Origin of the sequence: Azospirillum rugosum (genome assembly GCF_017876155.1) — a bacterium.
Lineage (GTDB): Bacteria > Pseudomonadota > Alphaproteobacteria > Azospirillales > Azospirillaceae > Azospirillum > Azospirillum rugosum.
Map to the genome: position 1 here is coordinate 59,990 of NZ_JAGINP010000031.1, position 12,933 is coordinate 72,922.

12 protein-coding genes are annotated in these 12,933 nt (G+C 70.4%); 9 read left to right on the forward strand and 3 right to left on the reverse strand.

Annotation, left to right across the window (positions count from 1 at the left end):
- Window positions 1-134 precede the first annotated feature (134 nt).
- The 6 genes from pcaD to J2851_RS31235 all read left to right on the forward strand — a co-directional run bounded on the left by pcaD (window position 135) and on the right by J2851_RS31235 (window position 5,553).
- Window positions 135-932 (forward strand): 3-oxoadipate enol-lactonase, encoded by a 798-nt coding sequence (pcaD, locus tag J2851_RS31210; RefSeq protein WP_209771682.1) that lies wholly within the window; start codon window positions 135-137, stop codon window positions 930-932.
- Complete coding sequence (gene pcaC / locus J2851_RS31215; RefSeq protein ID WP_209771685.1) at window positions 922-1,329, forward strand: 4-carboxymuconolactone decarboxylase; 408 nt, start codon at window positions 922-924, stop codon at window positions 1,327-1,329. The genes pcaD and pcaC overlap by 11 nt, the downstream gene beginning before the upstream one ends.
- 5 nt (window positions 1,330-1,334) lie before the next feature.
- Window positions 1,335-2,684, forward strand: a complete 1,350-nt coding sequence (locus tag J2851_RS31220) for a 3-carboxy-cis,cis-muconate cycloisomerase (protein WP_209771688.1) — start codon at window positions 1,335-1,337, stop codon at window positions 2,682-2,684.
- Between the two features lie 183 nt (window positions 2,685-2,867).
- Window positions 2,868-3,596: a protocatechuate 3,4-dioxygenase subunit beta gene (gene pcaH / locus J2851_RS31225; protein ID WP_209771691.1), complete on the forward strand. Its 729-nt coding sequence runs from the start codon at window positions 2,868-2,870 to the stop codon at window positions 3,594-3,596.
- Between the two features lie 3 nt (window positions 3,597-3,599).
- On the forward strand, window positions 3,600-4,184 hold the full coding sequence (gene pcaG, locus J2851_RS31230) for a protocatechuate 3,4-dioxygenase subunit alpha (RefSeq protein WP_209771694.1): 585 nt from the start codon (window positions 3,600-3,602) through the stop codon (window positions 4,182-4,184).
- Between the two features lie 94 nt (window positions 4,185-4,278).
- Window positions 4,279-5,553: a CynX/NimT family MFS transporter gene (locus J2851_RS31235; RefSeq protein WP_246501059.1), complete on the forward strand. Its 1,275-nt coding sequence runs from the start codon at window positions 4,279-4,281 to the stop codon at window positions 5,551-5,553.
- Window positions 5,554-5,557: 4 nt separating this feature from the next.
- Here J2851_RS31235 and J2851_RS31240 read toward each other — a convergent pair whose 3' ends face one another.
- The 3 genes from J2851_RS31240 to J2851_RS31250 all read right to left on the reverse strand — a co-directional run bounded on the left by J2851_RS31240 (window position 5,558) and on the right by J2851_RS31250 (window position 9,222).
- Window positions 5,558-6,484, reverse strand: a complete 927-nt coding sequence (locus tag J2851_RS31240; RefSeq protein ID WP_209771696.1) for a GH12 family glycosyl hydrolase domain-containing protein — start codon at window positions 6,482-6,484, stop codon at window positions 5,558-5,560.
- Between the two features lie 99 nt (window positions 6,485-6,583).
- Window positions 6,584-8,164 (reverse strand): MFS transporter, encoded by a 1,581-nt coding sequence (locus tag J2851_RS31245; protein WP_209771699.1) that lies wholly within the window; start codon window positions 8,162-8,164, stop codon window positions 6,584-6,586.
- A complete protein-coding gene (locus tag J2851_RS31250; RefSeq protein WP_307420691.1) occupies window positions 8,161-9,222 on the reverse strand; it encodes an HlyD family secretion protein in 1,062 nt (353 codons plus the stop codon). The genes J2851_RS31245 and J2851_RS31250 overlap by 4 nt, the downstream gene beginning before the upstream one ends.
- 300 nt (window positions 9,223-9,522) lie before the next feature.
- Between J2851_RS31250 and J2851_RS31255 the strand changes: the two genes are divergently transcribed.
- The 3 genes from J2851_RS31255 to J2851_RS31265 all read left to right on the forward strand — a co-directional run bounded on the left by J2851_RS31255 (window position 9,523) and on the right by J2851_RS31265 (window position 12,932).
- On the forward strand, window positions 9,523-10,722 hold the full coding sequence (locus tag J2851_RS31255) for an ABC transporter substrate-binding protein (protein ID WP_209771705.1): 1,200 nt from the start codon (window positions 9,523-9,525) through the stop codon (window positions 10,720-10,722).
- Between the two features lie 207 nt (window positions 10,723-10,929).
- Window positions 10,930-12,024, forward strand: a complete 1,095-nt coding sequence (locus tag J2851_RS31260) for an ABC transporter ATP-binding protein (protein WP_209771707.1) — start codon at window positions 10,930-10,932, stop codon at window positions 12,022-12,024.
- Window positions 12,021-12,932, forward strand: coding sequence for an ABC transporter permease (locus tag J2851_RS31265; RefSeq protein ID WP_246501060.1), 912 nt, complete (start codon window positions 12,021-12,023; stop codon window positions 12,930-12,932). The genes J2851_RS31260 and J2851_RS31265 overlap by 4 nt, the downstream gene beginning before the upstream one ends.
- Window position 12,933 lies beyond the last annotated feature (1 nt).

Genomic DNA, 12,933 nt, shown 5'->3' on the forward strand with positions numbered 1-12,933 from the left:
CCCTCTCCCCTCTGGGGAGAGGGTCGGGGTGAGGGGGCCCCGGCTTCGCTGGTACGTTCGGCAGAAGCGCAACCCCCTCACCCTAACCCTCTCCCCAGAGGGGAGAGGGGATTAAGAAAAAAGGAGGGAAACGCATGGCGTTTATTGCCGCCGGGGGCATCACGGTCCATTACGACCTTGCCGGTCCGCCGGATGCCTCGGTCATCCTGTTCGCGAACTCCATCGGCACAAGCTTCCACATCTGGGACGACATGGTTCCGGAGCTGTCGAAGACTTTCCGTGTGCTGCGTTATGACATGCGCGGCCATGGGCTGACCGATGCGACGCCGGGCGCCTACAGCATGGACCTGCTGGCCGACGACGCGCTTGCCCTGCTGGATGCGCTGGGCATCGGCCGGGCGCATGTCTGCGGGCTCAGCATCGGCGGGATGATGGCGCAGAGGCTGGCGGTCAAGGCGCCGCAGCGGGTGCTTTCGCTGATCCTGTGCGACACGGCCAGCGTCATCGGCCCGCCGGAGGTCTGGGACACGCGCATCGCGGCTATTCAAGAGCGTGGCATGACCGCCATCGCGTCCGGCGTGATGGCCCGCTGGTTCACGCAATCCTTCCGCACGGAGCAGGAAGGCCGCGTGCGCGGCTACGTCAACATGGTCGCGCGGACCACGGCGGAGGGCTACATCGGCTGCTCCAGGGCGATCCGCGACGCCGACCTGACGGAGGGCGACCGGCGCATCGACTGCCCGACGCTGGTCGTCGTCGGGGAACAGGACGTAGCGACTCCGCCCGCCCAGGCCGAGCAGTTGGCCGCGACCATCCCCGGCGCGCGCCTCGCCGTCCTGCCCGACGCCGCGCACATCCCCTGCGTGGAGCGGCCGGACGCGATGAACGCCCTGATCCTGGACTTCCTGGGAGCGACCGGCCATGGCCGATGACCTCTACGAGAACGGCATGGCGGTCCGCCGGGCCGTGCTGGGGAACGCGCATGTGGAGCGCTCCACCCAGCGGGCGACCGACTTCGATCGGGATTTCCAGCGCTTCATCACCCAGACTGCCTGGGGCTCCGTCTGGACCCGGCCGGGGCTGGACATCCGCACGCGCAGCATGCTGACCATCGCCATGCTGGCGGCGCTGGGCCATGAGCATGAACTGGCCCTGCACATCCGCGCCACGCGCAACACCGGCGTGACCCGCGAGGAAGTGAAGGAAATCCTGATCCAGACCGCCGTCTACGCCGGTGTCCCGGCGGCGAACTCCGCCATCGCGCTCGCCAAGCGGATCTATGCGGAGATGGATGACGAGTTCGACGGCGAGGACCAGCAGGGAGGCTGACCGCCATGGACGACGTCGCCTGGGGCGATCCGCTGCTCGACCCGCTGTTCACCACGGCACCGGCCGCGGGCCTGTTCGCACCGCGCGCCCGCCTTCAGGGCATGCTGGACTTCGAGGCGGCGCTGGCCCGCGCGGAGGCCGCGGTTGGGGTCATCCCGGCTGCGGCGGTGGCGGCCATCGGCAAGGCCTGCAACGCGTCGCTCTATGACCTGAACGCGCTCGGGGGCGAGGCGGCGCTCGCCGGCAACACGGCGATTCCGATGGTCAAACACCTGACCCGCAAGGTGAAGGAGGCGGACGAGGAGGCCGCGCGCTACGTCCACTGGGGCGCCACCAGCCAGGACGCCATGGACACGGGGCTGGTGCTCCAGTTGCGGGCCTTCGTCCAGGTGTTGGATGCCGATCTGGAGCGGCTGTGTGGAAGCCTCGCGGACCTGGCGGACCGGCACCGGGCCACGCCGATGGTGGCGCGCACCTGGCTCCAGCACGCGCTGCCGACCACCTTCGGGTTGAAGGCGGCAGGCTGGCTCGACGCGCTGACCCGTGACCGGGAGCGGCTGGCGGCGGCAAAGGGGCGGCTGGCGCTCCAGTTCGGCGGGGCGGCGGGGACGCTGGCAGCGCTCGGCGACTGCGGGATGGCGGTGGCGGAAGCCCTGGCAAAGGAACTGGATTTGCCCCTGCCGGCGCTGCCCTGGCACGCCAGCCGCGACCGGGTGGTGGAGCTGGCGACCGTGCTCGGCCTGCTGGCCGGGACGCTCGGCACGCTGGGGCGCGACCTGTCGCTGATGATGCAGGTGGAGGTGGGGGAGGCGTTCGAACCGGCGGCACCCGGCCGCGGCGGCTCCTCCACCATGCCGCACAAGCGCAACCCGGTGGCCTCCGCCGTGCTGCTGTCGGCGGCGGTGCGCGCCCCGGCGTTGGTCGGCGGGCTGCTCGCCGGCATGGTGCAGGAGCATGAGCGGGGCCTCGGCGGCTGGCACGCGGAATGGCAGGCGCTGCCGGACCTCTGCCAGCTGGTCGCCGGTGCCACCCACCACGCCGCCGACGCCGTCGGCGGGCTGGAGATCGACGCAGAGCGCATGCGCCGCAACCTCGACCTGACCCAGGGCCTGATCATGGCGGAGGCCGTGACCATGGCGCTCGGCGACCGCATGGGCCGCATGGCCGCCCACAGCCTCGTCGCCGAGGCGAGCCGCCGCGCCGCGTCGGAAAGGCGGCCATTGCGCGCCGTGCTGGAGGAGGACAAGCGGGTGACGGAGGCGCTGGACAGCAGCGCGCTCGACCGCCTCTTCGACCCGCTGGGCTACGTCGGCGCGGCGGATGCCTTCATCGATAGGGTTTTGGGACGGAAATAACCCCCTCTCCCAGCCCTGCTGGGAGAGGGAGGGGCCCGCCGTAGGCGGGAGGGTGAGGGCAAGGTTTCTCGGGATAACCAAGCCCTCACCCTCCCACGCCATGGGCGTGGGTCCCTCCCTCTCCCGCCGTGGGCGGGAGAGGGGGATGGCAACACAAAAAAAGTCTTTCAGGAGGAAGCACCCATGACAGACGTTGAGACGACCGACGCAAAATCCCCCGGCTACCGGCCGCGGGACTGGAGCCAGCATCCGCCGTACCTGAGCCCGGAGTATAAGTCCACGGTCCTGCGCTCCCCGCGCAAAGCCCTGATCCCCATGAAGGGCTCCCTGTCGGAGCTGACCGGGCCGGTGTTTGGGCACGAGAGCCTGGACGCGCTCGACGCCGACCTGACCCGCAACGGCCGCGTCAATGGGGAGCCGCTGGGCGAGCGCATCATCGTCACCGGCCGGGTCCTGGACGAGGACGGCCGGCCGGTGCCCAACACGCTGCTGGAGGTCTGGCAGGCCAACTCCGTCGGCCGCTACGTCCACAAATGGGACCAGCACGACGCGCCGCTCGACCCGAACTTCTTCGGGGCGGGCCGCTGCGCGACCGACGAGAACGGGCGCTACCGCTTCCTCAGCGTCAAGCCGGGCGCCTACCCCTGGCGCAACCACCACAACGCGTGGCGGCCGGCGCACATCCACTTCTCGCTGTTTGGGCCGTCCTTCGTGACGCGGCTGGTCACCCAGATGTATTTTCCCGGCGACCCGCTGCTGCCGCTCGACCCCATCTACAACGGCGTGCCGGAGGGAGCGCGGGAGCGGCTGGTGTCCCGCTTCTCCATCGACGTGACCGAGCCGGAATGGGCGCTCGGCTACGAGTTCGACATTGTCCTGCGCGGACGCCTTGAAACCCCGATGGAGGGCTGAGCCATGCTGAAGCAGACCCCAAGCCAGACCGTCGGCCCCTATTTCGCCTACGCGCTGACCCCGCAGCCCTACGGGCGCGTCGGGCTGGGCAGCGGCACGATGGTGGATCCCGACACGCGCGGCGAGCGCATCCGCATCGAGGGTCGCGTCTTCGACGGCACCGGCGCGCCGGTGGTCGACGCGGTGATCGAGCTGTGGCAGGCCAACGCCGCGGGCCGCTACCGCCACCCCGCGGACACGCGCGATCAGCTGGAACTGGACCCGCACTTCACCGGCTTCGGCCGCACGGGAACGGACGGGCAGGGCCTGTACTGGTTCGACACGGTCAAGCCGGGCGCGCTGGGCGACGGGCAGGCGCCGCACGTCAACGTGACCGTGCTGGCGCGCGGGATGCTGTCCCACGCCTTCACGCGCCTCTACTTCCACGACGAGGCGGGGGCGAACGCGGAGGACGCGCTGCTGCAGAGCGTTCCGGCCGACCGCCGCGCCACCCTGGTCGCCCGGCGGGCGGAGACGGCGGGTGGGGTCGCCTACCGCTTCGACATCCACCTCCAGGGCGACGACGAGACCGTGTTCTTCGACGCCTGATCCTGTTAGGGTCCCCGCCCCGCGCGCCACGCCGGACCGGACGTCCGGCGTGGCCGTTCGCATTCGGCCCCACGGATCGCACACTCGAGTCATCATGCACGGCACGCACATTGTTCGGCACGGGGGCGACCCGGTCGAGCCCACCCTCGCCGACGACCTCCTGATCGACGCGGAGGAGGACGCGGAGCCGTCCCCGCCGTCACAGCGTCCGTTTCTGCTGGGCACCGCGCTGGTGCTGGTGGCGCTGAACCTGCGTCCGGCGCTGTCGAGCGTGGCCCCGATCCTGGCGGAGCTGGTGCGCGATACCGGACTGTCCGCGACGATGGCCAGCGCGCTGACCACGCTGCCGGTGCTGTGCCTGGGCGTGTTCGGGCTGATGGCGCCGGGGCTGGCCCGCCGGCACGGCAGCGAGCGGGTCGTCCTGCTGACCCTGATCGTCCTGGCGGCGGGGATCGGGCTGCGGGCGGTGCCGGCCTTTCCGGCGCAGGCGCTGGGGGCCGTCGCCGCCGGGGCCGGGATCGGCATCATCGGCGCCCTGCTGCCCGGCATCGTGAAGCGGGACTTCCCGAACCATCCCGCGCTGATGACCGGCGTCTACACCATGGGGCTGTGCGCCGGGGCCGCGCTGGCCGCCGGGGCGACGCTGCCGCTCGCGCGCGTGCTGCACGGGTCCTGGTCGCTGGCGCTTGCCTGCTGGGCGTTTCCCGCGCTTGCGGCGGCGGTGGTCTGGGCCGTGCTCTCCCCGACCCCGGCCGATCACGCGGCGCGCCGGGCGGCACAGCCGGCGGGCGGGCTGTGGCGCGACCGGCTGGCCTGGCAGGTGACCCTGTTCATGGGGCTGCAATCCTCGCTGGCCTACATCGTCTTCGGCTGGCTGGCGGTGATCCTGCGCGACCGCGGGGTGGAGCCGGTGACCGCCGGGCTGGTCGTCTCCGCCTCCATCATGGTGCAGGTCGGCTCGTCCCTGGTGGCCCCCATCCTGGCGACGCGGTCGCGCCAGCAGAGCGTGGCCGTGCTGGTCGTGCTGGGCTGCACGCTGGCGGGCCTGCTGGGCTGCCTGTTCGCGCCGCTGTGGTCGCTGTGGGGCTGGTCGGCGCTGCTGGGCGTCGGGCAGGGCGGGTCCTTCGCCATCGCCCTGACCATCATCGTGCTGCGCTCCGGCGACCCGCACATCGCCGCCCAGCTCTCGGGCATGGCGCAGAGCGTCGGCTACGCGCTCGCCTCCCTCGGCCCGCTGGCCGCCGGCCTGCTGCACGACCGCACCGGCGGCTGGGGAGCGGCGGGCATCCTGGTGATCGCGATCTCGCTGGCCGCCGCGCTGTTCGGCGTCGCCGCCGGCCGCGACCGGCATGTGCTGGAGACCGAGTAAACCGCTACGAGAGCGTCGGCGGGGCGACGATCCCGCTGTCGGGCTGGGTGAGCAAGGCGGCCGGCGCTGGTGCCGGGGTCGGTGTCGGGGTCGGCGTTGCCGGCGCGCCGGTGGGGACGGTCGGGGGTGGCGGTGGGCCCATGAAGTTCACGGCTAGGTTCGCGATGCTCAGCGACCCGACGCCCGCGGTGACCTCCGAACCCACCTGGACGCCCAGCAGCCAATCGTCCTTGGCGACGATGCCCCGGTCCACCAGCGTCTTCATCAGCGCGTCCACGTCGAAGGTGCCGGCCAGCTGGTCCTGGTCGTACTTGACGACGGTGTATTCCCAGTCCACCGGGTTGGTGTCGACCCCGCCGCTGAAAACCTTCTTGTTCCACAGGGTCGCCGGGCCGGTCTGGTCCGTGAGCTTCGCGACCTGCTGGCCGGCCGGGCTGAAGTAGCCGCTGTGGACCCACACCATCACCTCGTCCGTCACGCCGGCCAGCCCCTTGGACGGGTCGTCGCTGATCCACAGGCTGAAGGCCACGTTGTAGAGCCTGGGGTCGCCCGCGATGCCGAAGTTGTAGCCGATGTCCAGGTTCCCCACGTCGCCGATGCGCGCCGGCAGGTTGACCGTGGTGGAGGGGGCGTTGCCCCAGGGGCTGGCGCCGTAGGTCAGCTCCGGATAGGCGCGCACGGGGTAGTTGTTGTAGGTCAGCGCCCGCCCGCTGTCGTAGGGCCAGTTCCAGGACAGGGTCGTCCCGCTGGGGAAGGCGGTGGCCTGGGTGGTGGCGCCCGGGATGGTGGTGTTCGGAATGGTGGCGTCGGGGATGGTGATGGTCTGGGTGAAGTCGCGGCCGTTCTGGTAGCGGCCCGGATTCCAGACGTTGGCATTCACGGCCCAGCTGTTGGCGGCGAAGCGGTCGTAGTTTCCGGACAAGGTCGGCATGGGATCCCCCGCTGGCTCTTCCGCTGGCTCTTCCTCCGCCCCGCCTCCAGCGGGCCGGCCTTCTTCAACATCGGGGGCGGCGGATGATCGCGGCGCCGGTCAGCTTCCCGGCGCGGGGCGGAGCAGGGCGATCAGCAGCAGGCCGCCGATGATGAACCAGCCGATCACCACGAAGCCGTCGATGTAGGCCAGCACGTAGGACTGCGACCGCACGGTGGCGGCCAGCAGCGCCGCCGCGCGGTCCGCGGCCTCCTCGTGCCCGACGGATCGGGCGACCACGCGCGCGGCCGTGCCGGCAAGCCGCTGCACGGTGGCGGGATCGCCGTTTTCGATGTTCATGCCCAGCGTGAAGGAGTGGAACTGCTCCCGCACCCGCACGAAGGTCTGGATGAAGGCCGCCCCAAGTTCTCCCCCCAGCAGGCGGGAGGTCTGCAGCAGCGCGCCCAGCGTCAGGATGTGCGTCTGGTTCAGGTTCTTCACGTTGAAGAAGACCAGCGACGTCAAGGCGAAGGACTGGCCGAAGGCCTGGAGCATCTGCGAGGGCAGGAAGGTCTCGCCCACCCAGTCCGCGGTCAGGTGCGAGGCGAGGAAGCAGGCCATCCCCACGGCGGCGAAGCCGACGGCCATGACCACGCGCGGGTCGGCGTAGCGCAGCAGCGTGCCGACGACCGGCGCCAGCAGGAGCTGCGGCAACGCGATCAGCAGAAGCGTGTCGCCGACCTCCAGCCCGCGGAAATTGTGCACCGTGATCAGGTATTGCGGGATGATGTAGGCGGTGGACAGCATCACCAGCCGCACCATGACCAGCAGCAGGCACAGCAGTAGGATGTTCCCCTGGATCAGGGCGCGGAAGTTGATCCAGGGATTGTCGCAGGTCATCTCCTGCACGACGAAGGCGGCGACCAGCAGCCCGCCGGCCAGCAGCAGGCCGGTGATCAGGCCGGAGTTCAGCCAGTCCAGCCGGTTCCCCTGGTCGAGCGCGGCGTAGACCAGCGCGAAGCCGACGCTGGCGTAGGCGATGCCCCACCAGTCGCCGCTCTTCAGCAGGTCGGTCCGCGTGCGCTCCGCCGGCATGCCGAACCAGACGCACAGCCACATCAGCGGGGCGAGCAGGGCGGTGTCCCAGAAGATCCACTGCCAGCTCAGGTTCTCCGACACCCAGCCCTCGATGGAGGCGGAGACGTTCAGCGACAGCTCCACGTTCATGGCGTAGATGGCGAGGCCGTAGACGAGGAACTGCGGCGGCAGGTTGCGGACGATGAAGCCGATGGTCAGCGGGATGAAGGTGCCCGACGACAGGCCGGCCAGCACTTGGCAGGTCAGAACGCCCGGCAGCGACCCGGTCAGCGGCAGCGCCAGCACGGCCAGCCCGTAGGTGGCGGAGGAGACCAGCAGCACCCGCCGCGGCCCGAACACCACGCCCAGGAAGGCGGCCCCCGGCGCCACCAGCATCTGCGCCACCGTGTAGGCGGTGGTGATCCACGCCCCCTCGTCGTAGCCGGCGCCGATGGCGCCGCGGATGTCGGCCAGCCCGAAGGCGGTGATCCGCGAGGTCAGGGTCGAGATGACGGCCCCCAGCAGCACCGCGAAGATGCCGATGAAGGGGTGGGTCGTGATCGCCGGCCCCAGCGACAGCCGGAAGCGCGGGCGCGGACCCGCCGGCAGGGCTTGGTCGGTCACGGGGCGCTCCCGTCGGACACGGCGATGCGGCGGGACCCGGCGTCGCTGGTGTCGATGGTCACCACCACCGACATGCCGGGACGCAGCAGGTCCTCCAGCGGGTTCGGCTCGTCCAGCACGATCTTTACGGGGATGCGCTGCACGATCTTGGTGAAGTTGCCGGTGGCGTTCTCCGGCGGCAGCAGGGCGAACTGGCTGCCGCTGGCCGGGGAATAGGCCTCCACATGGCCGTGCAGATCCGCGTCCGGATAGGCGTCGACCCGGACGTTGGCCGGCTGGCCGATGCGGATCCGGGTCATCTGGGTTTCCTTGTAGTTGGCGACGATCCAGACCCGGGGCAGGGGCACCAGCGTGATGACCTGGCTGCCCGGCCCCACATACTGGCCGGGCCGCACCTGCCGCTGCCCCACCATGCCGTCCGCCGGGGCGGTGATCCGGGTGTAGCCCAGGTTGATGCGGGCGAGCGCCAGCTCGGCGTCGCGCTGCTCGCGGGTGGCCTGGGCCTCCTGCCCCTGCGCGTCCAGCCCCTGAAGGATCGCGTTCTGCTGGTCGATCTGGGCGCGCCCGGCCTCCAGCGCCGCGGCAGCGCGCTGGGCCGCCGCCTGGGCCTGCTGGAGGGCCTGCTGGGTGCCGGCGAGCCCGCGCTCGGCCAGCTCCGTCTGGCGGTCCTCCTCGTGGCGGGTCCGCCAGGCGTCGGCCTCCAGCCCCTTCACGTTGGCCTTGGCCTGCTCGATCAGCGTGCGCTGCGTGGCTTTCTGGGCGTCGAGCGCCTGGATGGCGGCGATGGCGGCGTTCAGCGCGGCCTCCGCCTGGGCGACCTTGGCGCGGTAGTCGGCGTCCACGATCTCGGCCAGCAGGTCGCCGGCCTTCACGCGCTGGAAGTCGGCGACCGGAACCGCACGGACCACGCCCGCCACCTGGGCCGCGATGGGCGTCGTGTCCGATTGCAGGTAGGCGTCGTTGGTCGTCTGCCGGATGCTGGAGCCGACCCAGAGATCCCACCGCGTGAAGAAGGCGACGACCAAGACGAGCGCCAGCCCGAAAACGGCCGCCCGCACGATCCACGGGCTCCACGCCACCGGTTGACCGCTTGGGCCGGGTGTCGCGGTCCGCGGAGAGGGCGGAGCGGGGCTTTGCTTGGGGGCTGCGGCTTGGGCGTCGGTGTCGGTCTGGGTCATGACGCTGAGTGTTGGGGCTGCCGTCGGCGAAGACAACGTTTCGGCCGGCGATTCGTCTCTCCAGGTCCGGGGTGACCCGATGGTTAGCGCCGAAATGGTAAAGTCATCGAATAGTTTGACAATCGATCAAAGCCGTCGCTACGCTTCCCCAAAAGCATAACCGAGTAGGGAGGAGGGACCATGAACGGCAACAGCGGCCGGCGTTCGGTGTTGGCGGGTTTCGCGGCGACCGGCCTGTTCGTGACGGGTCTTTGCGCCGGCTTGCCGGCGCAAGCCGAGCTTCCGGCCTTCCCGAAGGAGCCGGTGACGATCAACGTCATCGACGTGGCGGGCAACCTGGCGCTGACCCAAAAGGCCATCGAGAATTATCGGAAGGCCAACCCCACCCGCGTCTCGCGCTTCACCTTCACCAAGGCCCCGGCGCCGGAGCTGGCGGGCAAGATCAAGGCGCAGCAGAACGCGGGCCGCGTGGACATCGACCTGGTGCTGACCGGCACCGACGGCCTTGCTGCGGGCCTCGAGCAGGGGCTGTGGACCCCGCTTCTGCCCAACTACGCCGAGAAGTTCCCGAACTTGGAGGCGAACTACCTGCCCGCCGCGGCGAAGATGCAGGGGCTGGCGAACAACCAGGGCATCGTGGTCACCTATTACCCCTCCGGCCCGCTGCTGGAATACGCGCCGGAGCGGGTGAAGACCCCGCCGAAGACCCCGGACGAGCTGCTGGCCTGGTGCAAGGCCAACCCCGGCAAGTTCATGTACGCCCGCCCGGCCAACTCCGGCCCCGGCCGCACCTTCCTGATGGGCCTGCCCTACCTGCTGGGCGACAAGGACCCCAAGGATCCGGTCAACGGCTGGGAGAAGACCTGGGCCTACCTGAAGGACCTCAACTCCTGCATCGAATACTACCCGTCGGGCACGACGGCGACGATGAAGGAGCTGGGCGAGGGATCCCGCGACATGGTGGCGACGACCACCGGCTGGGATATCAACCCGCGCGTGCTCGGCACCGTGCCGAAGGAGGCGAAGGTGGCGGCCCTGAACGGCTTCCACTGGGTGGCCGACGCCCACTACATGGTCGTGCCGAAGGGGCTGCCGCCGGAGAAGCTGGCCGTCGTCCTCGACCTCATGGCCTTCATGCTGAAGCCGGAGCAGCAGGCTTACGCCTTTGATGAGGGCTACTTCTACCCCGGCCCCGCCGTGAAGGACGTGACGCTGGCCATGGCCCCGACCGAAAGCCAGGAGGCGATCAAGGAGTTCGGCCGGCCCGAATACGAAAAGCTGATCGCCGACAACCCCATCGAACTGCCGCTCGACGCCAAGGGCCTGGTCGACGCCTTCCGCCTGTGGGACGAGCGCATCGGGGCGGCGAAGACGAAGTGAAGTGACGGGGTGAGTGTTGCCCCCACTGGTCAAGTAATGCCCCCACCCTAACCCTCCCCCGCTTTGCAGGGGAGGGGACTGCCGCCGCTCTCGCAAATTGGCCCTCACCTGCGAAGCGGGGGAGGGAGGGACCCGCGAAGCGGGAGGGTGGGGGCCCCGGTAATTGGAACGATCCAAAAGCATGACTCAACAATGAGGACACCGCCCATGCCACGCGCCGAGGGCGCTCGCTCGCACGGTGAGTTCGGGGAGATCCGGCTGGACCGGGTCAGCCGCGGGTTCGACGGAGTCATGGCGCTGCAGGATCTGGACCTGACGATCCGGCGCGGCGAGTTCATCGCCTTCCTGGGGCCGTCGGGCTGCGGCAAGTCGACGGCGCTGAACTGCGTCGCCGGGCTGTTGTCCCTGACCGGGGGCAGCATCTGGGTGGACGACCGCCGCATCGACGAGTTGCCGCCGGAACGGCGCGGCTTCGGCATGGTCTTCCAGAACTACGCCCTGTTCCCGCACATGACCGTGCGCAAGAACATCGGCTTCGGGCTCGCCATGCGCGGCGTGCCGAAGGCGGAGGCGGAGGCGCGCATCGATGCGGCGATCCGGCTGGTCCAGCTGGAAGCCCACGGGGCCAAGCTACCCGGCCAGCTGTCCGGCGGCCAGCAGCAGCGCGTCGCCATCGCGCGGGCCATCGTCGTGCAGCCGCCGCTGGTCCTGATGGACGAGCCGCTGTCGAACCTGGACGCCCGGCTGCGGCTGGAGATGCGGCACGAGATCCGGCGCATCCACCAGGAGCTTGGCCGCTCCACCGTCTACGTCACCCACGACCAGGACGAGGCGCTGTCGCTGGCCGACCGCATCGTCGTCCTGCGCGACGGGCGGGTGCGCCAGATCGGCACGCCGGAGGAGCTGTACGCCCGCCCGGCGACGCTGGACGTCGCGCGCTTCATGGGCTACCGCAACGTGTTCGAGGGCGAGTTGGACGGGGACCAGGGCGAGCGAGTGGCCGTGCGCCGGAACGACCTGCGTGTCGTCGGAATCCCGCGCGACGCGCTGGGCAGCGGCCGCCGCGCCGCCGTCGCCATCCGGCCGGAGGACGTGCTGCCGGGTCCGGAGGGGGCGGACGCGATCTCCGGCGTCGTGGAAAGCGTGGAGTTCATCGGGCGCGAATACGCGGCCACGGCGCAGACCCCCACCGGCCTTCTGCTGCATTTCCGCTCGCACCAGCGGCTGCACCTGAAGGAGCCGGTGCACCTGCGCGCCGCACCGGAGCGCGTGCTGGTCTTCGCCGCGGAGGAGGGCGCATGACGACCCACGTCGCGGAGCATCCCCCGGCGGCCGCGAGGCCGACCCTGCGCCGCCGCATGGCGGCGGCCGGCTGGGACCGCACGACGTTGCTGGTGGTGCCGGCCGCGCTGTTCGTCCTGCTGCTGTTCATCTATCCCTTCATCTACGGCCTGATCCTGTCCTTCGAGCCGGCGAAGGGCGGCGTCTTCTCCAACTACGCGACCTTCTTCAGCGACCCGTACCTCTACGACACCATCGGGACGACCATGTGGCTGGCCCTGCCGGCCACGGTGCTGAACATGGCGCTGGCGATTCCCATCGCCTTCCGGGTGCGGAACCTGCGCTGGCAGCGCGCGCTGACGACCATCCTGGTCATCCCTATCACGCTCGGCACCGTTCTGGTGGCGGAAGGGCTGCTGACCTACCTGGGGCCGCAGGGCTGGCTGAACCGCACGCTGATCGAGCTGGGGCTGAGCAGCGGGCCGGTGCGGCTGACGCACAATTACTGGGGCGTATTCCTGTCCCTGGTCATCACCGGCTTCCCCTTCGTCTTCCTGCTGACGCTGTCCTACATCACCGGCATCGACCCGGCGCTGCCCGCGGCGGCGGCGACGCTGGGCGCGGGTCCCAGCCGGCAGTTCCGCCACATCTTCCTGCCCCTGCTGGTCCCCGGCCTGGCGATCGCTTTCTGCCTGGCCTTCGTGCAGGCCTATTCGGTCTTTCCCTCCGCGGTGCTGCTGGGGGCGCCGGCCGGGCCGACGCGCGTCATCTCCATCGCCGCCTACCAGGCGGCCTTCGAGCAGTACGACTATTCGATGGCCTCGGCCATCGCGATGATCATGGCGGCGGTGCAACTCGTCGTCGTGGTGGCGGTGCTGGCCGGGCGGCGGCTGTTCTACCGCGGCCCGATGGGCAGCGGGAAGGGGTGAG

What these genes read in the sequence shown, in the direction of transcription:
- pcaD (WP_209771682.1), top strand. Translation starts at nt 135, where the DNA reads ATGGCGTTTATTGCCGCCGGGGGCATCACGGTCCATTACGACCTTGCC.
- pcaC (WP_209771685.1), top strand. Translation starts at nt 922, where the DNA reads ATGGCCGATGACCTCTACGAGAACGGCATGGCGGTCCGCCGGGCCGTG.
- J2851_RS31265 (WP_246501060.1), top strand. Translation starts at nt 12,021, where the DNA reads ATGACGACCCACGTCGCGGAGCATCCCCCGGCGGCCGCGAGGCCGACC.
- J2851_RS31255 (WP_209771705.1), top strand. Translation starts at nt 9,523, where the DNA reads ATGAACGGCAACAGCGGCCGGCGTTCGGTGTTGGCGGGTTTCGCGGCG.
- pcaH (WP_209771691.1), top strand. Translation starts at nt 2,868, where the DNA reads ATGACAGACGTTGAGACGACCGACGCAAAATCCCCCGGCTACCGGCCG.
- J2851_RS31240 (WP_209771696.1), bottom strand. Translation starts at nt 6,484, where the DNA reads ATGCCGACCTTGTCCGGAAACTACGACCGCTTCGCCGCCAACAGCTGG.
- J2851_RS31260 (WP_209771707.1), top strand. Translation starts at nt 10,930, where the DNA reads ATGCCACGCGCCGAGGGCGCTCGCTCGCACGGTGAGTTCGGGGAGATC.
- J2851_RS31235 (WP_246501059.1), top strand. Translation starts at nt 4,279, where the DNA reads ATGCACGGCACGCACATTGTTCGGCACGGGGGCGACCCGGTCGAGCCC.
- J2851_RS31220 (WP_209771688.1), top strand. Translation starts at nt 1,335, where the DNA reads ATGGACGACGTCGCCTGGGGCGATCCGCTGCTCGACCCGCTGTTCACC.
- pcaG (WP_209771694.1), top strand. Translation starts at nt 3,600, where the DNA reads ATGCTGAAGCAGACCCCAAGCCAGACCGTCGGCCCCTATTTCGCCTAC.